Source organism: Bacillus sp. V3-13 (assembly GCF_002860165.1).
Lineage (GTDB): Bacteria > Bacillota > Bacilli > Bacillales > Cytobacillaceae > Bacillus_BJ.
Genome location: NZ_PGUZ01000018.1, coordinates 23,329 through 43,797, shown reverse-complemented (window position 1 = coordinate 43,797; position 20,469 = coordinate 23,329). Strand labels below are relative to the sequence as shown.

Sequence of the window (20,469 nt, the reverse complement as noted above, 5' to 3'; positions counted from 1 at the left end):
AGCGAACTGACGGAGTGGGAGCAGGAACGTAACAACCAGCAAAAAGGAGTGGATTGGCAATTCACAACTGAAGAAGCAAGGATCAAATTAAAAAGGCTTTACCCACAGATTAAAGCTTGATGATCTACTAGTTTGATTTCGTTCTTCTTACTGTATTTAATATTATCTTTTTCCGAATAAGCTGCTGCATCCCTGATAACCGTTTCAATCTCCTTGCTCAGCTGCAACACTTTTTTCAATCAATGTTTGTAATTGCTTTCCCGTCGCTTTTTTCGCTACTTCGCTTTCGCTTGCTGGCCTTTTTGAAATCATTACGACTTAGTCCTAATGATTTCAAAAAGGATAAATTTCTGAGTCTTATTTCCCTTTGAAATTACCATAAAGATACTTTGTTATAGTGCATTTGTTCGTATTCACAAAAAAACACCCCATTTTTCAAAGATGGGGTGTTTGAGTTGCAGCAACGTTCAAATCAGTCCGGGGACAAAACGATGGTTATACCGCAGCAACCGCCTCGGCAGCAGGACGAATTCTCAGTTCGGTTTCAGCATCGAAGAAATGGACTTTGTTCATGTCAAACGCAAGCTCAAGAGTTTGTCCCGGAGTGATGTCGGTGCGGGAATCAACGCGGGCGACAAATTCCTGTGAATCGACGCTCGAGTAAAGCATCGTTTCGGCTCCTGTTAATTCAGCAACTTCAATGACGGCGGAAATTTTTGAACCGGCTGAAGCATCGATGAAAACAGGCTCATCATGAATGTCTTCAGGTCTGACGCCAAGAATCAGTTCCTTTCCAACATAGCCTTGATCACGAAGAACTTTCATTTTCCCTTCCGGAACGGCAACAGATACATTGCCAATGACGAATTTTCCTTCTTCAAGTGTGCCGTTAAAGAAATTCATCGCAGGAGAACCAATAAATCCGCCAACAAACACATTTTCAGGCTTTTCGTATACTTCTTTCGGAGCGCCGACCTGCTGGATAATTCCGTCTTTCATAACGACGAGACGTGTTGCCATCGTCATTGCTTCAGTTTGGTCATGGGTTACATAAATCGTAGTCGTTTGCAGACGCTGATGAAGCTTGGCAATTTCCGCACGCATTTGCACACGGAGCTTTGCATCAAGGTTGGAAAGCGGCTCATCCATCAAGAACACTTTCGCGTCACGAACAATCGCACGGCCGAGGGCGACACGCTGGCGCTGCCCGCCGGATAAAGCCTTTGGCTTGCGGTCCAAATACGGTTCAAGGCCCAAAATTTTCGCAGCTTCTTTGACACGGCGGTCAATTTCATCTTTCGGGAACTTTCGCAGTTTTAAACCAAATGCCATGTTATCATAAACGCTCATATGCGGATAAAGGGCATAGTTCTGGAAAACCATTGCAATGTCACGGTCTTTTGGCGCGACATCATTGACACGTTTGCCGTCGATATAGAAATCACCCTGGGAAATTTCCTCAAGTCCGGCGATCATCCGCAATGTTGTTGACTTACCGCACCCGGACGGACCGACAAAAACGATGAATTCTTTATCCTTAATATGAAGGTTAAAATCATGAACCGCTGTTACCTTATTATCGTAAACCTTGTAAATATGATCCAATTTCAATTCAGCCATCTAGTTCATCCTCCTATGTTTTCTGCTTGAATTCAGTGTAGCGAATTATAGAAGAATAAAGTATGGACATCCTGCACAAAAAGTGAGGGGCGTTTTTGGGCAACTTGCAGAAAATCAAAAGTCAGGTTAATTCGTGCAAAAGACAGGCAATATATACAGTTATCGCTCCGTTAAAGTCCTTCAAGCTAATCCCGGTTTTATCAGTAAATTTGTCAATCCGGTATTGCAGGGTGTTGCGGTGGATATATAGCTTTTTAGCTGTTGAAGAAGCATTCAAATTATTTTCCAAAAAAACTTTGATTGTATGAAGCATTTCCGGATCCTCGTCAAAGACCGGCAAAATTTCTCGCGTTAAATGATGGCGTAAATTTTCCGGTATCGAATCAGACAGCATCGCGGGAAAAATCCGTTCGAACGTGTAGATCCGTTCCTTCGAGAGGAGTTTCATTCCCTTCTGGAAGAATTCAATTTCCTGCTGAACAAGGCGGGGCATTTCTTCGTTTATAGGCAGAAACTTGCCCAAATAGAAGTAGGTTTTAATATAAAAATCGCTTTCCAGTGTACTGGCCAATGAATGGAACTCATCCTCGCCCATGATGTAGCCTTTATTATTTTCAATCACAAGCCCTTTTTCATCACCCAGCCAGATAACCATACATTCATCCGCAAAAAAACCTTTTAAGGCAGGTTCCATTTCGTTTTTATCGAGGCTTTCCCCGTCGAATTGAAACTGGATCATCCTCCTTGGCACATCATCAGAAGCGGGAGGCTGTCCTGCTGCAAATAAAAAATCATGCCAGCTTTGTTCCAGGTAACCCCGGTAAATGGATGCGGGTTGTTCAGAGCTCCCGAACAGCGCTCTGAGCAAGTCCAATTCCTTTTCGGTTAAGCTTTTTTCCGGAATGCCGATCCATTCGTCTTGATCGTGAGCCAAAAACCAATGGTAACCGGGTTTCAATTGATCAGGAGGGCCGGACGCAAGCACTGCACCGGGGTATAGTGATAAAAGTTGTTTAAACATATCGTTTCCTCTTTCAAGGTTTGCTACCTCTCATTATAGCAGTTAGAGGTATAGGCAGAAAGGCAGAAACAATTCAAAAAGACATTGATAGTAACGCTGCCGGCGAAAAATAGCCAGTGTTATGCCCCTCAATGTCCCCGTCTCATCATAAACGATGAAATGCGTTTCAGAGCAACGATTTTTGATCGGCTCCTGAAAAAATCACATCCTGATTTGCTTTCTATTTATTACGGAAAAGTACAGCAAACTATTTTTCATACACATGAAATAACATTAATTCATGGATCTGGCTTTGGACATCTGCAATGATCTCTTGATCGGGCTGCATCGATGTCCACTCAATTTTTCCACTTTGATGATAAATTCCTTCATATTTTTTCTTTTTCAAATAGAACGAGAACGTCCAGCCCGGGAGCTGGCTATTTGCATATAGCAGCCTATACTGAAAATGCGTTAACATTCCGAAATCCCTCCTTGCTTCATTTTAACGTCTGGAACCAACAAAATAAAACAACAGGCTTTAATGTAGTTCGCCTGTTGCTGATCATTGGGCCGGCATGGAAAATCCGGAGCGAAGGAAGAACAGGTTGCAGAGTTTCTCAACCCGCCGTTCTTCGATCTCAGGTTCATCAAAGGCCATCGGCTTGGAGTTGATTTCATAAAGGACATAGTCGCCGGCTGCTGTGATCCCGGCATCAATCGAAAATTCACCAAAAAAGCCTAACACCGAAGACAGGGATTCACCGCATATGCGGACGATTTTTTCAATAAATTGATCATGCTCATTTCTGCGGACCAGGCTGTACGGCAAAAGCTTGCCGCCGTTCGGAAGATGGGTGGTCAGATCCTGGCGGCCCGATTGCCTGATGCCGACTCCCGTCGGACGGTAGCCATTTTCCCCCCAATGGGCGAGGATTCTAAAATCAAAGCGGTGGCCATCCAGACGCGCAGGCTCGACGGCTTGCTGGGCGATGTACTTGCTTGTTTCGACAGTGGAGCTGAGATAGTCCCAAAATTTCGCGAAGCTTTCGAAGAGGCGTTTCTTGCGTTTACTTTCAAGCGTAATTGTACCTCCGGAATCCTGCATGACCCGAAAAATTCCTTTCCCTTGTGCTGAAACGCGCGGTTTTAAATAGATGGAACGATTCTCGTCAAGAAAATATGAGAGTTCATCATCATTGTGAACGGTGATCGTCGCTGGCAAGTAGGGACGAATCTCTTCATTTTGATTAAGAATGTCATACAGGACATATTTATCGAGAAAACAAGGGTTAAAGATCGGAACATTCTGGTCAGCAAATTTTATGAATGCTTCGATCGTCGCTGCTGTTTTTTCAGCTTGCCTGAAGGGAATCCGGTTGTAGATGAGATGCGGAATCGGCGCAGAAACCGCGATCCATTTTTGCTCGTCTGGAACGTATAAATAACCCTGAATGGTTGAGTCTGCCAGCTGATCCGGGGTAAATACAACAGAAATCCCGCCCATTCCGATTAACTTTTTTTGGATATCTTCAAACAGCTGGCCGTTTCCGGCTATGCTGCCATTTTTCTTCCGGGCCGTCATAATCCCGATTAAGGGCCCGGCATTTTCGCACCGCGAATGAATCGGGAAAGCGAACACGGAACCCTGGCCGGCTAAAGGGTGTACCGTCAAATGCTGTTGGCTGGAGGCGAAGGCGCGTCTTGGACCATCGCCGGTTAAAATACACCATAGCTTTTCATTTTGATCATAATGAAGAATCACTTGAATACTTCCTCAGGTTTTGTGATCGCCTTCTCTGCTAAAAAGACGGCAAAGGCTAATGAGAATTTCCGGGTCAATAGCTCAAATTCTTTTAATTGGGGATGCTTGAAAATGGATCGGCCCGGCTTCGAATTAGCTTCGAACAGCCATATACGGCCATGCCGGTCGATCCCCATATCAAAGCCAATTTCACCGATAAACCCATCGATGTTTTTTTCAATGCCTTTGCTTAATTCAAGAGCCGCCTTTGTCAGCTTTTCTAAAAACGCCTGTTGGTCATTTTGATCAGGAAAAATTTCCTCGATTGTCCTGATCGCTCCACCATTGTTTATGTGGGTTGTAACGCTTCCCGGCCCGGCAATTTTGGCAGCCAGGGCGGTTATTTGCCATGTTCCGCTTTCATCCTTGTTCGTATGAATCCTGAAATCAATCTGGCGCTTTTCATGCCTGATAAGGTCGATTCCTTGCTGGACCAGCATTTTTGAAAGACTTTTGTTGGAAAAGATATGGCGCATCAATTTTTCCAGTGAAGCAAACTTTTTTAGTTTGTTTTTCCCGTCTTGATCGCGATAGCGGCAATAATAATCGCCGCCCCGTTTGTCATAGATAATTTGGTGAACGCCGGACCCAAGGCTGCCGTTGATCGGTTTTATATAAACATGGCCGTAATCTGCGAGCATTCGTTCAATATTTGAGAACGATGTGAATGGGTGGGTTTCCGGCAAATATTGAGACAGGGCCTCTTCCTGGAACAGCCGCTCATGAATTTCAAGCTTATTAAAAAAGCCGGGATTGTAACAAGGAATTAAATAATCGTTTTGCAGGCGCTCTTTCACTTTTTTCAGCTCAAACAGCTTTTCCGTCCGCCGGTTTGGGAGCCGGTCATAAATGACATTTGGAAAGGGCACCTCAAGGATCTCCCAGCCCTTTTGTTGATAAAAATACCCCTTTATGAGCCCGTTTTCCCAGTCAATATGTTGCTCTCCAAACACAAATGGCAGGACACCCACAGATTTTTGCACCGAGAGCAGTTTGGCAAAAAACAATGACCTGTCTCCGACCGGCCTGAGCGGAAACGGTGTGAAACCGGCTGTGAAAATACCGACAAGAGGTCCGATAAATAAGGTCTCGTTTTCGGCAAATACATGCAGCGGGTTCGTCAGTTCGGGCATTTTTAGCTCATCCTGGATGTTCCTGCTAATGATGATCACATTTTGATCTTCAGGATGGGGGAGGATATATGCTGCGACCGATCTGCTTCCAAAAGCAATTTTTGCCGCGGTTTCGTTTAACTGCAATTCGGCGGGATAGTAAACGACATCGTCAATATGTGCTGAAAATTCAATTGGATAGCGTTTTCTCATTGTACCGTTTCCTCTCTTTCTGTACGGCGCTGCCGATTTTTTTTGCATAAAGAAGCGGGGCGGAAAACAATTCTTCCTGAAGATGCGGCAGGGACTGCAAAATTACCTTGCGGCCCGGTTTAGAATTAAGGTCCAGTATCCAAACAGCGCCGTCTTTTGTAATGCCAATATCAACACCAAGCTCAAAAAGCGGCATAAAGGAATCCTCGAGAACGGCGGGGATTTTAATTAATAGCTCATCAAGCTCCTCACAAATAAATCTTTTAAGCGGCGGATTGACGATATCAGCCCAGGCTTGAAAAGGGGCAGCAACTCCCCCGGCGCTTAAATTTGAAAGAATCCCTTCTTTTTTGCCGGTCCGAATACCCCGTCCTCTCTCAAGCCAATTACCATTTTCGTCCTTTTGGAGAAGGACCCGGACATCAAAGGGCCGGTCTTGATCATCTGTTAATTGTAAATATGGCTGAATTAAGAAAGTTTTTTTCGTTAATAAGGACTCCAGCCACCGGGATAGCTTGCTTTTATTTGAAAAAAGATAGTTAACCTGGTTACCTTGTTTTTCCGTTTTCGCAAGGATCCCTTCTTTTTGGACTTCTAAATAATAAATTCCGTTTCCTCCCGAACCGTTGACAGGCTTCAAAATGACTTTCCTATGCCTTTTTAATTCCGTAAAAACTTCGTCCGGCAACGATAAAGGTTTTGTAGCAGGCAAATAGGGTGCCAGTGGCGATGCTGCCAGCACTTCATAAATTTCAAGCTTATTGGGAAGGCCATAACCGAGGAAAGAAATGTCCGGATTGTTTTTTAACCAGCTGACGATCGGAATACATTGCTTTGAATGGCGGTCATCTCCATAAAAACAACGATCATAGAGAATTTCAGGGATCGGAAATTCCGCTGGAATCCAGCGTGACCTTTCTGCGTCATACCTTTCACCGGTGACAAGCATGGTAACTGGGTTAATTTGCGACGGGATGAACCGGAAGCATTCGATCCCGAAGCCCACGGCTCTTGAAGCAATTTCATTTATATATTTATTTTCACTGTTCAAATGCAAGGACATAATTCCGAACTTGATCATAGATCACTCCTCCTCCAGTTGTAATGGCTTTAGTGCCCATGATGTAACAAATTCAATAATTGCTTTAGCCGAGGGGCGAATTTTTGTATCGTGTTCTTCAAAATTTTTTGATGGCTTTGAGTTCACTTCAATCAACCAGACTCCTCCTGTACAGTCAACTCCGATGTCGATGCCAAGTTCAATCGTGAGTCCATCCGTCCGTTCCCCGACAATGGCGGCGGTTTCCAGAGCCAGCTCTTTCATTAAAGCCGCTATTTGCAAAGCGGAGCCCCGATCAAAATATAATGAGAGAGCTTTTAACGGGCGCATCGTTTCTCCGCCCCGGGCGATATTCGAAACAAATTGGTGCTCCGCCGATATTCGTGCGGTTGTCGAGGTCACTTTCCACCTTCCTGACAAGTTTTTATGGCATAAAAGCCGAAAGTCAAGCTTTCGGTCATGAACCGATATGAGCGGAATTCCTTGTTGAATGAGATAATGCTTGTTATGCAGGCGGGATTCAATCTGTTTCATCGTTTCATCCAAGCTTTTATGTTCGAAGTTGGCAAACCAGGAGTTTGATGAGCTAATGACAAAATCGTTGTCGTCCAGTCTGGTCAATTGAATAATGTTTCTGCCCTGGCTGCCGTTAATCGGCTTTAAGTAGAGACAATCAAATTCAGAGATCATTTCGGCGAGATTGTCTTGATTGAATAATTTGGTTACCGGGATGTAAGGGAGAAGGTGCTCCTCGGCCATCAGCATTTCATGGATTTCCCATTTTGAAAGGAAGCGATGATTAAAAAAGGCAATATCCATGGCAGCGATATCGGCTTGAAACCTCTCATAGTAGCGTGAGAATTCGAGTGTGCGGCTTGGATTACGGTTATATATCGCATCGGGAGCCGGGAGGATCATTGGTTTCCAGTTGTCATTCTCGAAATAATACCCCTTTATCGCGTCAACACGAAAATCCTTAAAGTTAAAAACGTAAAACAAACCTCCCTGGCTGGAAAGGCCATGATGCATTTCCTCACAAAATGCATGCAACGGACCGAAATCGGGTTCGCCAGTGACCGATTCTTCTATGCCTGTTAGCAGTGCAAGCACAGGTCCAAATGAAATTGTTTCGTGCTGCGGCTGATAGTGGACGATAAATTGAAGGCTTTGAACCGGAAGCAGCATTTCCTTCAGTGTAAACGTGGGAATGAGAAAAAGCTTTGCTTCCAGCCTGGTTGCAAAAACAGCTGCATCGACAACCCGCTTGCCGATCCGCATTTTTATCGTAGTCCCTTCTTCTATTCCCCACTTATCGAGGAGATTTTTCCCGATTTTTATAAAGTGGTTTTTTTCCTGAAATATTTTGATCGGCGTAATCGTGATTAATATTGGGGAAATACTCATAAAGCATTCCTCATTTGTTTGTCATTGTCACTTTTTTAATGAAAATTAGGCGAAAGCTGATATGGTATCGTATGAACCGGCAGGCTGGTTTGTGAAACATTTGTAGTAAGCAATCGGCTGGGGGTTGAAAAAGGTTTGTAAATACTGGGATTTATGAAAAGGGATTTTTGCGGGGATTGTTGTAAAACGGTCCCGGGTGAACGCGCTCGCTTTTTGCTGCATAGTTTGGTATAGTGTAGTGGAATTCCCGCTGGAAAAGGAGTGGTATCTTTGGCGATCAATTTGTATGATTCTGCCTATGATCTTGAAAAAGCTGTTCGTGGCAGCGATGAATATATGTTACTGAAAAAAATTTATGATGAAGTAAATGCAGATGATTCGGCCCGAAGAATGTTTGAAAACTTTCGCAACATCCAAATGCAATTACAGCAAAAACAAATGATGGGCCAGGAAATTACTCAGGATGAAGTAGACCATGCCCAGAAAGCAGTGGCTCTCGTCCAGCAGCACGAAAAAATTTCAAAACTGATGGAAGCGGAACAGCGGATGAGCATGTTAATTTCCGAACTGAATCAGATCATCATGAAGCCGCTCGAAGAACTGTATGGAAAGATGGAAAATCAGTAACAGAGTTCCAACTGTTGGAGCAGACTGCAACGCTGTTATGAAAGGCCCCTGGACAGGGGTCTTTTTTTCATAAAAAAGCCTGAGCAGGCTGCGTAGTCGTCGAGATTGTTAATTCCGTTTATGACGATTTCTTTAAAGCATGTTCTATTCCCCGTCAAGGTTTCATAAACCTGTTATAAGGAGTGACACCAAAGAATAGGGGGCACGATGATGATTTACCGTTTGCTTGCTTTAAATATTGATGGCACCATTTTACAATCAAACGGAAAACTCCATAAATCCACGAAAGAAGCGATAGACTATGTTCAGCAAAAAGGCATCTATGTCACGCTTGTTACCTCAAGGAGCTTTCCATCTGCAAAAAAAGCCGCCAGGGCTTTAAAAATAAATTCTTTGCTTGTCAGCCACAGGGGTGGGTATATTTCCGGCCCTTTTGAAAAAGAGCCCCTGTTCGTGAAACGGATCGCGGAAGATATCACCTTTGAAATCGTCCAGCTGCTCGAAGCTTTTCCATGCCAGATCCGTCTTGTTCATGAACGGTTTTCGATTGCGAATAAATATAAGCTCAATCATAACATGCTGGCTAAAACAGTATTTACAACAGGTGATCCCGTTTTTTATTCCCAGCAATTCGTTGAAATTTTGAGTGAAGCCCTGGTTGATCAGCAAGTGGCACCGCCTAAAATAGAAGTGTATTTTGAACATGAAGAGGATTTGGAAGATTCAACAAAAGCGATGAAGTCGATGTTTTCCGAGGTGGATTTTGTAAAAGTATCTGATCTGCGTCTCGACATTGTTGCATCCGGCGTATCAAAATTGAACGGGTTGATTTATTTAGGCGAGCAGCTGGGAGTCGCACGGCAAGAAATGGTCGTCATCGGAGATGCTCTTGATGACATTGAGATGATCGAAGCGGCAGGCCTTGGTGTAGCAATGGGCAATGCGCCATATGAAGTGAAAAAAGCAGCAGATTGGGTGACCCGCTCCAATAATGATCACGGGGTTTCTTACATGGTGAAGGAGCATTTCCGCAAACAGCACCGGATCGATTTTTTGAAAAAGATGAATATCCTGAAAAAATAGTTGATGCATAGTGCGCTCCAAATTTGGGGTGCTCTTTCTTTTTGCGGAGGCTTTCATGGCTGCCGCAAGTTGACCGCAATTAGCCGATTCAGTAAACTAAAGAAAGCTTATATTTGAAAGGTGATTGCTTTGCAAATTTATATAAAAGGAATAGAGGATGAACGTTTCTCCAGGCCGCTTCAATTAATCGCGAACCTCTTTTTTGAAGAAACAGAAATTTTACTTGGAGACGGCGAAAATGCTGATTTGGCGATAGAGCTTCAGCTTCATGAACAAGCCAAAAAGATTGAGGTGAATGCGGTCCTCAATGATCAATCCGGAAATCATTATCATGCATCTTTCGAAAAGGAACTAGCCGGCGAGGACACGGAAAAGGAGCGCTTCAAGAAAATGAAAACTGCCGTTTCGCATGTCTTTTTGATGGTTCTGCAAGAGCATACCGGCATCGTCCAAAAATGGGGCATTTTGACCGGCGTACGGCCGACAAAGCTGCTGCACCGCAAATTGCAGGATGGCATCCCGCGTGAAGAAGCGCATAAGCAGCTTCAGGAGGATTATTTGATTTCAGACGAAAAGATTCAGTTGATGCAGCAAATTGTTGACCGGCAGCTTGCCGCTGTTCCTGATCTTTACCGGCTTCAGGAGGAAGTGAGCATCTACATCGGCATCCCCTTCTGCCCTACAAAATGTGCCTATTGTACATTCCCGGCTTATGCCATTAACGGAAGGCAAGGCTCAGTCGATTCCTTTCTCGGCGGCTTGCACTATGAAATCCGTAAAATAGGGGCATGGCTGAAGGAAAATAATATCCGGATTACGACGGTTTATTACGGGGGAGGCACGCCAACAAGCATTTCAGCAGAAGAGATGGATATGCTTTATGAGGAAATGTACAGCTCATTTCCAAACGTCCGGGATATCCGCGAAATTACCGTCGAGGCGGGGCGTCCGGATACGATCAGCCCTGAAAAACTTGAAGTATTAAAAAAATGGAACATCGATCGGATCAGTATTAATCCCCAATCGTATACCCAGGAAACGCTGAAGGCGATTGGCCGCCATCATACCGTTGAAGAAACGATTGAAAAATTCCACCTGGCACGAAATATGGATATGAACAATATCAATATGGATCTGATCATCGGGCTTCCCGGCGAAGGTACAGAAGAGTTTGCGCACACTTTAAGCGAGACAAAGAAGCTGATGCCGGAGTCATTGACGGTTCATACCCTGTCATTTAAACGGGCGTCCGAAATGACGAAAAACAAGCAAAAATACAAGGTTGCGGACCGATCTGAAGTGGAAAGAATGATGAATATGGCCGAAGATTGGACGAAGAAATATGGCTATGTGCCTTATTATCTGTACCGGCAAAAAAACATACTCGGCAATCTTGAAAATGTCGGGTATGCATTCCCGAAGCAGGAGAGCATTTATAACATCATGATTATGGAAGAACAGCAAACGATTATCGGCCTCGGCTGCGGAGCGGCTAGCAAGTTTATTGATCCGCATACAGGAAAAATCACCCATTTCGCGAACCCAAAGGATCCGAAGACTTATAATGAAAGCTTTACGGATTGTACTGATAAAAAACTGAACATCCTGAAAGAATTATTTTCCCGGGAACAAGCTCCTGCCTGAGTAAAAGCGGGAGTTTTTGCTTTTAAAAAATGATAAAGACGGTTCAGAATGCTATTTCGATCCGAGAAAAAAAACACCGGGATAAATACGATATACAAAATTCACGAATAAAAGTTTTTGAAAATTCAAAAGAGTAGAGGAATTTTTGCGGATGTGGAGAATGAATTAAAAACAAGATTTATAGACTATTATGAAAGCGATTACTTAAATAGGAGGGGATTTTTGATGATGCAGACAGCTTTAACACTGACGCAAATGATTAACAGGGCAGAAAAGTATTTTCCAAAAAAGCAGGTTGTTTCCAGAACAGCAAGCGGCATTAAGAGGTTTACTTACAAAGAAATTGCCGAAAGAACGCGGCGGCTGGCAGATGGCCTCGAAAAGCTCGGTGTTGGAAGAGGTGATAAGGTAGGCACATTGGCGTGGAACCATCACCGCCACCTCGAGGCCTATTTTGCGATTCCTTGCAGCGGGGCTGTGCTTCATACAATTAACATACGACTGTCTCCACAGCATATTGCTTATATTGTCAATCATGCCGAGGATAAAGTGCTGTTGATAGATTCCGATATATTGCCATTGATCGAAAAAATTCACAGTGAATTTACAACCGTTCAGGCTTATGTCATCATGACCGATGAAGAAGAGTTGCCGGAAACGACACTTGAGCCGGTTTATCATTATGAAAAACTGCTTGCTGACGCAGATGCCAGTTATGAATTTCCGGATGATTTGGATGAGAATGCTCCGGCTGGTATGTGTTATACATCAGCCACAACCGGCAATCCAAAGGGAGTAGTTTATTCACACCGGGGAATTGTCCTCCATAGCATGGCTCTCGGTTTGGTGGATGGAGCAGGAGTGAGTGAGAAGGATATTGCGCTTCCAGTGGTTCCGATGTTTCATGTTAATGCCTGGGGACTTCCATTTGCCGCAGTCTGGTTTGGAACAACTCTCGTCATGCCGGGACCATATTTTACTCCGAAGCTGATCGCCGAACTAATTGAACAGGAAAAGGTGACCATTACAGCGGGAGTACCAACGATATGGCTTGGCCTGTTAAAAGAGCTCGATGAAAAGAAATATGACATGAGCAGCCTAAGATCCGTGCTATGTGGTGGAGCTGCAGCACCGAAAGGGATGATTCAGGCGTTTGAGCAGAAACATCACATCCCATTTATGCATGCTTACGGCCTTACTGAGACAAGCCCGCTTGTCGTGATTTCGAACCTTAAGAGCTATCAGGAACAACTATCCAAAGATGAAAAAATAAATATTAAAGCGATGCAGGGCATTTTAGTTCCTGGTTTAGAGATGAAGGTGATTGGCAAAGACGGGGAAGTAAATTGGGATGGTACGGAAATGGGAGAGCTGGCGTTACGCGGCCCCTGGATTGCCTCCGAATATTATAAGGATGAGCGGACGTCTGAAGCATTCAAGGATGGCTGGTTTTATACAGGTGACGTCGTAACTGTTGATGAGGAAGGGTTCGTGAAAATTGTTGATCGGACGAAGGATTTGATCAAGAGTGGCGGCGAATGGATTTCTTCCGTTGATCTGGAAAACGTGTTGATGGCCCATGAAGCTGTTTTTGAGGCAGCTGTTGTCGCGGTGCCACATGAACAATGGCAGGAACGTCCGGTAGCCTGCGTGGTTTTAAAGGATGCCTACAAAGGAAAAACGTCAGCGGAAGAATTGTTGCAATTCCTCGAGCCACAATTTGCGAAATGGTGGCTGCCCGATGAAGTCATTTTTATGGAGGAAATCCCAAAAACATCGGTGGGGAAATTCCTGAAGCGAACGCTGCGTGATCATGTGCAAAAGGATATTTTGCAAAGAAATTAATGATAAAAAGGCCAGGGCACGCTGAAGTGGTCCCAGGCCTTTTCATTTTGAAGCTGATGACCTTTGTGAATCGCTTCCCTATTAAAGGGGTGGCATAGTTATTTTTATCTAACAACTTATAACTTTACTGTTCCAATCAGGATCGGTTCCAGTATAAACGGATTAAATTAAAAAAGAAGGGGCTGTCTAAAAAGTCCATTTAAGAGTAGCAATGACCCAAACTAAAAACCCAAGAATGTTGATTTAACAGCATTCTTGGGTTTTGCTTTTATCAAGGTTTCGGCTGAAATAATACTTTCTGTACAGCCCCCCCTTTTATTCAAAGGTAACTATGCCAACATACCAAGGACTAAAAAATATTAGTGGGTTGTGAAACTCACCGTAAAACCTTCTTTATGATTATGTAACAAAAATAAATATGCGGAGGTAGAACAAAAAATGAAAGATTTATTCAAACAGATATAAATATTATGTGAAATAAATCACAACAAATTGCGGCCTTAGGGCTAACAAAACACACTCAGGAGGAAACAAATATGTCTACATTGTGTATTAATCGAAAAGGTGCTAGTGTTCCAGTTTATTCTGATTATGGGATGCCTTCTTTCTTGGGGTTATCAAGTTGGGTCAGTTTATGCTAATGAATTATTTTCTTATTATGGACATTTCAGCGAAGGAAATGGTGCTGTTTCAATCGGATTCTACTCTCCGAACGGCTGGAGACAGGGCTATGTTAAACCGGAGCATGCTACTAGTGCATTCTTGAGACATGCTTATTCACCTCAATATGGTTCTCCTTTCCTCAGTGATTATGCTTTCAAGGTTTTGCACCGACAGTCAAGAATTTTCTCTGGAGATGCCGTAATTACTGCTGTTCAACCCGGTGGATGGGTTATCTCTGATGGGTATTCTGAAGGAGGAAGCACTTACCCATATAATGTTCCTATCTGAACCTTAAAAACAACGGTGACTCTTATCTGTAAATAAATAATTATGATAAAATAGACGTAATTTACTTTTTATAGGGTGTGATGTATTGTCTAGAGCAGTAGGCGTTTTGTTATTAGCACTATGTCTATTTTTCGCTGGTACCTATTGGTATAATGAACGTCAAATTAACAATGAACCTGAAATTATTGGTGATTTTTCAATTTCTGTAAGTACATCTCCAAACAAGGTTAATATAGTCGAAATTAAAGAAATGTATAAAGAATTTACAGACGCAAAAGAAGGAACAACTGAACCAGCATTTCATTCTCTTCGTATTTATTATGGGGAATATGGAAGCGTTCTAGATAAATATAAAGAACTCGAAGTCAATGATGTTCAAGCAATAGATTATTTTGACTTCCATTGGAAGGACGATGAACATGTAACGGTGCAAGTATTCAGTAGAAACGAACAAGGTAAAAGTTATATATCACAAAGCGTCAAATACAATTTATCTAATTAAAGTTATTACCAGTATAATAATTGTTAATAACTGTAAATGGTACTATATGATCCTAAAATAACTGTCTGCTCCAGCCCGGTAAGTTGTCACGTTGATCCCTCTCTCTATTGGTCTTATTTTTAATATGCTTGCATGTGAAAACTCGTTATCAAATGTTTAAAATTATTCGAAAAATTTGTTTTTTTATTCAGCTCTCTCGCTTTATAATAGAAAAAGAGACCGGAGTCGAAAAGGAGGAGATCAAATGAAGACTGAATTTGCCACCAATACGGTAAACATCCATGTGGATGGCCGGGTTGCAACCGTGGAAATGAACCGTCCCGAAACTTTAAATGCCCTCAATAAAGAAATGATCAAAGAATTGGCTGTAAAATTGAAAGAATTAAGCCTTTATGATGATGTTGACATTGTGGTGCTTAAAGGAAACGGCAGGGCTTTCTCATCCGGCGGTGACATTAAGTCGATGCTTTTGGGCATAGATGAAAGCGATTTCCTTCATGTGATGGATTGTATTAATGAGTTGATTGTTACTCTGTACAGCATGCCGAAACTGACGATAAGCGCAATTAATGGAGCAGCTGCAGGACTTGGCTTAAGCCTTGCATTAACAACCGATTATATTTTAGCGGAGCGCACAAGCAAAATTGCCATGAATTTTATCGGAATCGGCCTGATCCCGGATGGAGGCGCGCACTTTTTCCTTGAACGCCGTCTCGGCGAAACAAGGGCAAAGCAGCTGATCTGGGATGGCAAAATCATGTCTGCAGATGAAGCCTTGCAATTGGGGCTTATCCAGGAGATTGCAGATGGTGAAATTGGAGATGCTTTAAAAGAAAAATTAAATGACTGGCTCAACCGCCCTATTCAGGCGATGGTAAAAACAAAGAAAATCATGGCAGAAAGAAATCGGCCGCATCTTTTAAAAACATTGGAACTCGAAAAGCATGGACAATATAAAGTGAGACAAACCCGCGATCACCAGGAAGGAATCCAGGCATTTCTGGAAAAGAGGCAGCCAAAATTTATTGGGAAATAAGGCTGGAAAAAGCAAAGGAACAATCCTTTGCTTTTAAACTATAGCAAAAGTATAAATGTTTCTAAATATAGTTGGGTGTTTCGATGTCCAGCTCCAGCGCCCAGCCAGTTTTCATCCCTGACTTTCTTCCCTGAGTATCTTGTGAACATCATGGCTTGGTACAAGCGATGATGTTCACAGCTCGAGTCGCTTCGGTCCTGCCAATGAAGTCAAAGAACGACTTCACTGTCAGGCCGTCCGACGTACAGGACGTACTAGTGCCGACGTTGCCACAGGACGTGGCGATCTTAGTCGGCCAGCGCTTGTCGGGGCTGATCAAGGCGCTTGCGCTTTTCTTGTTACGGATGAAACAATAGCAGTTTTCCGCTTGGTGATGTGCAGCGGTGTGTTTTGTCCAGAAGATTTTTTTCCTCGAGCATTTTTTCGCCAGCCGTTTTAGCTTCGTCATCATTGTTGGCTTGAAAAGCTTCATCCAAAATCTTTTCCCCGTTTTTCTCAAAAGCCGTCAATTTATACGTTCTCATACCATAACCCCTTTGTTTTAAAAATTCAGATTAATTTACTATTATTCTTGCATAATTTCGTTCTCTGTGCAAAGCTAAACTTCTTTTAAGAGAAAGGGAACTTTTAAAATAGTTAACCGTACTAAATATGGTAGAGGAGGAATGAAGATGGCTTTGCAGCTTGACCATGTTACAAAAAGATTTGGAAGCTTCACTGCGGTAAATGATTTATCTATTCTTATTCCTGAAAAAGAAATGTTTGGTTTTTTAGGAGCGAATGGAGCCGGGAAAACGACAACATTCCGGATGATCCTTGGCCTGCTCGATACGAGTGATGGCAAAATTACCTGGGATGGCAAGCCGATCAACTATTCGACGAGCCATTTGATCGGCTACCTCCCAGAGGAAAGAGGATTATATCCAAAGCTGACCGTAAAAGATCAAATTGTTTATCTTGCGAGACTGAGAGGAATGAAGAAGCAGGATGTCATTCATGAGCTTGATTTTTGGCTGGATCGTTTCAAAGTTCCTGAGTACAAGAATAAAAAGATCGAGGAACTTTCAAAGGGGAATCAGCAAAAAATTCAATTCATCGCCGCTGTCATCCATCAACCAAAGCTTCTCATTCTCGATGAGCCGTTCAGCGGCCTTGACCCGCTTAATGTTGAGCTCCTTAAGGAAGCTGTTCTTGAATTAAAAGAAAACGGGACGACGATTGTTTTTTCAAGCCACCGGATGGAGCATGTCGAAGAGATGTGTGAGCATTTATGCATCATGCATCACGGAAAACCAGTCGTAATGGGCGCCCTCAAGGAAATAAAGCGTTCATTCGGAAAAAAGAATTTGATTATTCATGCCGATTTCAATCTGGACTTTTTGAAGGGTTTTCCCGGGGTGACGAAGGCGAAACAAACAACTGAAGGAATTCATTTGCAAATTGAAGGAGAAAAGATTGCGGAACAAATGTTTTCCGAAATAGCCAAAAAGGGGTTTGTGCGAAAATTTGTTTTAGAAGAGCCTTCTTTAAATGATATTTTTATCGAGAAGGCAGGTGCTTCCTATGAATAACTTTTGGATTATTCTTTTTCATACATACTGGAGCAAGCTGAAGACGAAGTCGTTTATTGTAACGACCCTGATCACGCTGATCATTGTGATCGGATTGACCAATATGTCAAACATCATCGATTTTTTTAATCGGGACGATGAAGCTGACACGATCGCCGTACTTGATAAGAGCGGAGAGCTGTACGAACCTTTTGAACAACAGCTTGCTTCGGCGAATGACACAATAAAGCTGACTAAGTACACTGGTTCTGAATCCAACGCTGCAGCCGCTGTTGAAAAGGAAGAATTCGCGGGTCTTCTTGTTTTGTCATTGGATGAGCAACGGCTCCCATCTGCCACTTATAAAGCGATGAGCATCGCCGGCTCAACTGATTCAGCAGATTTGCAAAACGCGCTGCAGCAGTTGAAAACGATGATGGCTGCTTCGCAAATCAATCTTTCTTCCGAGGATTTGAACCGGCTGTACGAGCCAGTTACTTTTGAAAAGATTGCCCTCGAGGAGAACGCAAAAACGGAAGAGGAGCTAAACCAGGCAAGAGGACTCGTTTACGTCCTGCTGTTTGTGATTTATTTTTCCGTGATCATGTATGCAAGTATGATTGCAATGGAAGTAGCAACTGAAAAATCTTCCCGTGTCATGGAGATCCTGATTTCAAGTGTTTCACCGATCAAGCAAATGTTTGCGAAAATTTTAGGAGTGGCACTGCTCGGCTTAACGCAGTTGTTGGTGATGGTTTCGGTTGGATATTTTGCGATTGAGCAAAACCTTGAGACGATGAAAGGCGGCTTCTTTGAATTTTTTGGATTTGGGGAAACGCCGCTCGCGACGATTATTTATGCCATTATTTTCTTTTTGCTCGGTTATTTCCTTTACGCAACGATGGCTGCATTTCTCGGTTCGCTTGTCAGCCGGATTGAGGATGTCCAGCAAATGATCACGCCGATGACGCTGCTCATCGTAGCGGGCTTTATGATTGCGATAACAGGGTTAAGCCAGCCGGAAGCTTCGTTTGTAACGGTCACATCGTACATTCCTTTTTTTGCGCCGATGTTAATGTTTATGCGTGTCGGAATGCTTACTCTGCCAGTCTGGGAACCGCTCCTTAGCATCGCGATTCTTTTATTAACGATTATTTTGTTAGCCGTATTTGGAGCACGCGTTTACAAGGGCGGGGTTTTAATGTACGGAAAGTCAAACTCGTTCAAGGATATTAAAAAAGCGCTTCAGCTTACGAAAAAGAATTAATTGTGGTCCCCGCTTTACAGCATGGCTATCGATGCGATGGCCCTGCATAAAGGGGGGCTTCTCTTTGAACAGGAAAAAGTTTTTTACGGTTGGCATAAGCGCGCCATGATCGGTTTTGTACGTCTTTCATATAATAGTTTCGAAGCCTTTCGACAATTTAAGGCTGTTTGCAAAAAGAAAAAGTTATGTTATAGTAGCTATAAAAATAACATAATATTTATCACTGGGGGTGCCGGATGCGTGGCCGGCTGAGATTAAGACCCGTTTATGTCTTTGACCCTTATACCTGATCTGGTTAGTACCAGCGTAGGGAAGTGTATTGTCGAAACCGTACATACGCAGACTCTATTGCTGGAGTCTGCTTTTTGCATTCTCCGCAAAATGTCGCTAAGCTTCCGGTTTGCCATTCCATCCCCCCAGTGCCTAATTACACTGGAGGGATTTTTTTATGGGAAAAACAAGAAAGCTTACCTTAACCGCGCTGCTTGTCGCAGTGGGTACGCTGACAAGCCATGCATTTTTTATCCCGATCGGCTTCGCCAAGGTGTTTCCGATGCAGCACTTCATTAACGTGCTTTCCGCGGTTTTACTCGGTCCCTACTATGCCGTCCTGCAGGCATTTACCGTTTCGCTGCTCAGAAACATGCTCGGGACCGGATCGGTGTTTGCTTTTCCGGGCAGCATGATCGGCGCTTGTCTGGCCGGCTGGTTGTTTATGAAAACAAAGAAGACGTACATGGCCTTTGCAGGGGAAGTCATCGGAACTGGAATCATTGGTGCCGTGGCTTGCTATCCGATTGCTGTTCTCTTGCTTGGCCAGGATGCCGCCTTGTTCGGCTTTATCCCGGCATTTGTGTTTAGTTCCCTGGCTGGAGCTGCAATAGGTTTGATCATTGTCAATGTATTTTTGAAAAAAGTACCTTTTGGGAGGGATTTACGTGAAAACAGCACTCACAATAGCAGGTTCTGATTCCAGCGGCGGGGCCGGCATCCAGGCAGACTTGAAAACGTTTGCGGCCCATCGTGTGTACGGAATGTCGGTGATTACCGCGGTAACAGCACAAAATACAACAGGAGTGCGCTCCATTGCCAATATTCCTGAGGCGATTATTAAAGATCAAATTGAGGCGGTATATGAAGACATTACCGTTGATGCTGTGAAAATCGGCATGCTGTCAACCTCAACCATTATTACGACTGTTGCCGATGCGCTGAACAGTGTAAAGGCATCCAATATCGTCGTCGATCCGGTTATGGTTTCAAAAAGCGGACACCATTTGCTTCAACGCGAAGCTGCCGATGCTTTAAAAGAACAGATCATTCCAATTGCAAAAGTGATAACTCCCAACTTGCCGGAAGCAGAGGTGCTGCTCCAGCAAACAATTCGCAGCGTGGAGGAAATGGAAGACGCATGCCTGGAATTAAAAAAGCTGGGACCGGAAATGGTCCTGTTGAAAGGGGGCCATCTGTCCGGGGATCCTATCGATATCTTGTTTGACGGAAATGAGTTTCATATTTTTAGTGAACAGAGAATTGACACGAAGAACACGCACGGAACAGGTTGTACACTGTCTTCTGCGATTGCCTCGAATCTCGCAAAAGGCTTGCCGGTTGTTGAAGCTGTAAAAAATGCAAAAGAGTATATCACCGGTGCGATTAAACACAGCTTCAACATTGGCCATGGGAATGGGCCGACCAACCATTTCTACGCTTTGTACGAAGAAAATTCAGTTGCCTTGAAGGAGGAATAG

19 protein-coding genes, 2 pseudogenes and 1 riboswitch are annotated in these 20,469 nt (G+C 43.5%); of the genes and pseudogenes, 12 read left to right on the top strand and 9 right to left on the bottom strand.

Annotated elements, in window-relative coordinates:
* Nucleotides 1–120, top strand: a pseudogene (locus CU633_RS23610) (IS630 family transposase); the annotation flags it as partial.
* 5 nt (nucleotides 121–125) lie between these two features.
* Here the strand turns inward: CU633_RS23610 and CU633_RS07840 are convergent.
* The 8 genes and pseudogenes from CU633_RS07840 to CU633_RS07805 all read right to left on the bottom strand — a co-directional run.
* A pseudogene (locus tag CU633_RS07840) lies at nucleotides 126–270 on the bottom strand (IS5/IS1182 family transposase); the annotation flags it as partial.
* Between the two features lie 225 nt (nucleotides 271–495).
* A complete protein-coding gene (locus tag CU633_RS07835; protein ID WP_101659172.1) occupies nucleotides 496–1,620 on the bottom strand; it encodes an ABC transporter ATP-binding protein in 1,125 nt (374 codons plus the stop codon).
* A 121-nt stretch (nucleotides 1,621–1,741) separates the two neighbouring features.
* Complete coding sequence (locus CU633_RS07830) at nucleotides 1,742–2,641, bottom strand: PucR family transcriptional regulator (protein WP_101659171.1); 900 nt, start codon at nucleotides 2,639–2,641, stop codon at nucleotides 1,742–1,744.
* Nucleotides 2,642–2,888: 247 nt separating this feature from the next.
* Nucleotides 2,889–3,101 carry a YheE family protein gene (locus CU633_RS07825; RefSeq protein WP_101659170.1) on the bottom strand — a complete coding sequence of 71 codons (213 nt, stop codon included), beginning with the start codon at nucleotides 3,099–3,101 and terminating at the stop codon, nucleotides 2,889–2,891.
* A gap of 84 nt (nucleotides 3,102–3,185) precedes the next feature.
* Entirely contained in the window at nucleotides 3,186–4,385 is a 1,200-nt protein-coding gene (locus tag CU633_RS07820) for a YheC/YheD family endospore coat-associated protein (protein ID WP_101659169.1), read from the bottom strand.
* The gene (locus CU633_RS07815) at nucleotides 4,382–5,749 is read right to left on the bottom strand and encodes a YheC/YheD family endospore coat-associated protein (protein WP_101659168.1); all 1,368 of its coding nucleotides are present in this window, start codon (nucleotides 5,747–5,749) and stop codon (nucleotides 4,382–4,384) included. Before CU633_RS07815 ends, CU633_RS07820 begins: the two co-directional genes overlap by 4 nt.
* Nucleotides 5,727–6,830, bottom strand: a complete 1,104-nt coding sequence (locus CU633_RS07810) for a YheC/YheD family endospore coat-associated protein (RefSeq protein ID WP_101659167.1) — start codon at nucleotides 6,828–6,830, stop codon at nucleotides 5,727–5,729. Before CU633_RS07810 ends, CU633_RS07815 begins: the two co-directional genes overlap by 23 nt.
* Nucleotides 6,831–6,833: 3 nt before the next feature.
* On the bottom strand, nucleotides 6,834–8,213 hold the full coding sequence (locus CU633_RS07805) for a YheC/YheD family endospore coat-associated protein (protein ID WP_101659166.1): 1,380 nt from the start codon (nucleotides 8,211–8,213) through the stop codon (nucleotides 6,834–6,836).
* Between the two features lie 270 nt (nucleotides 8,214–8,483).
* Between CU633_RS07805 and CU633_RS07800 the strand changes: the two genes are divergently transcribed.
* The 7 genes from CU633_RS07800 (at nucleotide 8,484) to CU633_RS07770 (ending at nucleotide 15,901) form a co-directional block, all read left to right on the top strand.
* The gene (locus tag CU633_RS07800; RefSeq protein ID WP_101659165.1) at nucleotides 8,484–8,840 is read left to right on the top strand and encodes a YlbF family regulator; all 357 of its coding nucleotides are present in this window, start codon (nucleotides 8,484–8,486) and stop codon (nucleotides 8,838–8,840) included.
* 210 nt (nucleotides 8,841–9,050) lie between these two features.
* The gene (locus CU633_RS07795; protein WP_101659164.1) at nucleotides 9,051–9,923 is read left to right on the top strand and encodes a Cof-type HAD-IIB family hydrolase; all 873 of its coding nucleotides are present in this window, start codon (nucleotides 9,051–9,053) and stop codon (nucleotides 9,921–9,923) included.
* A gap of 129 nt (nucleotides 9,924–10,052) precedes the next feature.
* The gene (locus CU633_RS07790) at nucleotides 10,053–11,567 is read left to right on the top strand and encodes a coproporphyrinogen III oxidase (RefSeq protein WP_101659163.1); all 1,515 of its coding nucleotides are present in this window, start codon (nucleotides 10,053–10,055) and stop codon (nucleotides 11,565–11,567) included.
* Nucleotides 11,568–11,792: 225 nt separating this feature from the next.
* A complete protein-coding gene (locus CU633_RS07785) occupies nucleotides 11,793–13,412 on the top strand; it encodes a long-chain fatty acid--CoA ligase (RefSeq protein ID WP_180954909.1) in 1,620 nt (539 codons plus the stop codon).
* Nucleotides 13,413–13,982: 570 nt separating this feature from the next.
* On the top strand, nucleotides 13,983–14,363 hold the full coding sequence (locus tag CU633_RS07780; protein ID WP_101659161.1) for a hypothetical protein: 381 nt from the start codon (nucleotides 13,983–13,985) through the stop codon (nucleotides 14,361–14,363).
* A gap of 85 nt (nucleotides 14,364–14,448) precedes the next feature.
* On the top strand, nucleotides 14,449–14,865 hold the full coding sequence (locus tag CU633_RS07775; protein ID WP_101659160.1) for a hypothetical protein: 417 nt from the start codon (nucleotides 14,449–14,451) through the stop codon (nucleotides 14,863–14,865).
* A 244-nt stretch (nucleotides 14,866–15,109) separates the two neighbouring features.
* A complete protein-coding gene (locus tag CU633_RS07770; protein ID WP_101659159.1) occupies nucleotides 15,110–15,901 on the top strand; it encodes an enoyl-CoA hydratase in 792 nt (263 codons plus the stop codon).
* Between the two features lie 338 nt (nucleotides 15,902–16,239).
* Here CU633_RS07770 and CU633_RS07765 read toward each other — a convergent pair whose 3' ends face one another.
* Nucleotides 16,240–16,425 (bottom strand): YhzD family protein, encoded by a 186-nt coding sequence (locus CU633_RS07765; protein WP_101659158.1) that lies wholly within the window; start codon nucleotides 16,423–16,425, stop codon nucleotides 16,240–16,242.
* A 147-nt stretch (nucleotides 16,426–16,572) separates the two neighbouring features.
* Here CU633_RS07765 and CU633_RS07760 point away from each other — a divergent pair, with 147 nt between their 5' ends.
* The 4 genes from CU633_RS07760 (at nucleotide 16,573) to thiD (ending at nucleotide 20,469) form a co-directional block, all read left to right on the top strand.
* Nucleotides 16,573–17,472, top strand: a complete 900-nt coding sequence (locus tag CU633_RS07760; protein WP_101659157.1) for an ABC transporter ATP-binding protein — start codon at nucleotides 16,573–16,575, stop codon at nucleotides 17,470–17,472.
* Nucleotides 17,465–18,718, top strand: a complete 1,254-nt coding sequence (locus CU633_RS07755; RefSeq protein ID WP_101659156.1) for an ABC transporter permease — start codon at nucleotides 17,465–17,467, stop codon at nucleotides 18,716–18,718. The genes CU633_RS07760 and CU633_RS07755 overlap by 8 nt, the downstream gene beginning before the upstream one ends.
* Nucleotides 18,719–18,933: 215 nt before the next feature.
* Nucleotides 18,934–19,048, top strand: a riboswitch (TPP riboswitch).
* 118 nt (nucleotides 19,049–19,166) lie between these two features.
* On the top strand, nucleotides 19,167–19,688 hold the full coding sequence (gene thiW / locus CU633_RS07750) for an energy coupling factor transporter S component ThiW (RefSeq protein ID WP_101659155.1): 522 nt from the start codon (nucleotides 19,167–19,169) through the stop codon (nucleotides 19,686–19,688).
* Nucleotides 19,657–20,469, top strand: coding sequence for a bifunctional hydroxymethylpyrimidine kinase/phosphomethylpyrimidine kinase (gene thiD, locus CU633_RS07745; protein ID WP_101659154.1), 813 nt, complete (start codon nucleotides 19,657–19,659; stop codon nucleotides 20,467–20,469). The genes thiW and thiD overlap by 32 nt, the downstream gene beginning before the upstream one ends.

Excerpts from the sequence above, each read along its gene's own strand:
- CU633_RS07835 (WP_101659172.1), bottom strand. The coding sequence starts at position 1,620 with ATGGCTGAATTGAAATTGGATCATATTTACAAGGTTTACGATAATAAG.
- CU633_RS07830 (WP_101659171.1), bottom strand. The coding sequence starts at position 2,641 with ATGTTTAAACAACTTTTATCACTATACCCCGGTGCAGTGCTTGCGTCC.
- CU633_RS07825 (WP_101659170.1), bottom strand. The coding sequence starts at position 3,101 with ATGTTAACGCATTTTCAGTATAGGCTGCTATATGCAAATAGCCAGCTC.
- CU633_RS07815 (WP_101659168.1), bottom strand. The coding sequence starts at position 5,749 with ATGAGAAAACGCTATCCAATTGAATTTTCAGCACATATTGACGATGTC.
- CU633_RS07810 (WP_101659167.1), bottom strand. The coding sequence starts at position 6,830 with ATGATCAAGTTCGGAATTATGTCCTTGCATTTGAACAGTGAAAATAAA.
- CU633_RS07805 (WP_101659166.1), bottom strand. The coding sequence starts at position 8,213 with ATGAGTATTTCCCCAATATTAATCACGATTACGCCGATCAAAATATTT.
- CU633_RS07795 (WP_101659164.1), top strand. The coding sequence starts at position 9,051 with ATGATTTACCGTTTGCTTGCTTTAAATATTGATGGCACCATTTTACAA.
- CU633_RS07785 (WP_180954909.1), top strand. The coding sequence starts at position 11,793 with ATGATGCAGACAGCTTTAACACTGACGCAAATGATTAACAGGGCAGAA.
- CU633_RS07770 (WP_101659159.1), top strand. The coding sequence starts at position 15,110 with ATGAAGACTGAATTTGCCACCAATACGGTAAACATCCATGTGGATGGC.
- CU633_RS07765 (WP_101659158.1), bottom strand. The coding sequence starts at position 16,425 with ATGAGAACGTATAAATTGACGGCTTTTGAGAAAAACGGGGAAAAGATT.
- CU633_RS07760 (WP_101659157.1), top strand. The coding sequence starts at position 16,573 with ATGGCTTTGCAGCTTGACCATGTTACAAAAAGATTTGGAAGCTTCACT.
- CU633_RS07755 (WP_101659156.1), top strand. The coding sequence starts at position 17,465 with ATGAATAACTTTTGGATTATTCTTTTTCATACATACTGGAGCAAGCTG.
- thiW (WP_101659155.1), top strand. The coding sequence starts at position 19,167 with ATGGGAAAAACAAGAAAGCTTACCTTAACCGCGCTGCTTGTCGCAGTG.